Below are 439 nucleotides of genomic sequence, written 5' to 3'. Positions count from 1 at the left end.
ATGTGCAAAACCGCGCCGTGCGGTCCGGCCCGCCCGAGCTGATGGCGCGCCTGGTGCGTGGCGAGGTGGTGGACCCGGCTCAGATCTACTTTCGCTGCAGCCCCCAGTTCGAGACAGCGTCTCCCGCACTGCGATGGATCGGGGAGCGCATGTTCACGGGCACCGGTGCGCGGTTTCCCGATGCAGTAGCCATGCGGTTCTGGGAGCTGATGTAGCCGCACAGCAGTCACACATTTCACTTTTTTGATGACCGACAGCACACAACAACACCCTGGAGACCTTGTCATGACCTCTTTTTCCACGCTCACCCGCACCCTGTCCCGCAGCTTCTCCCGTCGGCATGCCCTGCGCAGCGTCTGCCTGGCAGCCACGGTGGTGGCGGGCCTGGCCCCCGCCACTGGCGCCCTGGCGCAGACGGCAAGTTACCCCAACAAGCCGG

General features: G+C 65.1%; 1 protein-coding gene. It reads left to right on the top strand.

The window, feature by feature from the left end; all coding sequences use genetic code 11:
- The coding region (locus tag DBR23_RS21415) for a DUF3237 family protein (protein ID WP_146191396.1) at positions 1-215 on the top strand (215 nt) is incomplete at its 5' end.
- Between the last annotated feature and the right edge of the window lie 224 nt (positions 216-439).

The organism is Acidovorax sp. HMWF018 (genome assembly GCF_003061035.1).
Classification (GTDB): Bacteria; Pseudomonadota; Gammaproteobacteria; order Burkholderiales; family Burkholderiaceae_C; genus Acidovorax; species Acidovorax delafieldii.
This window is presented reverse-complemented; position numbering and strand designations above follow the sequence as displayed.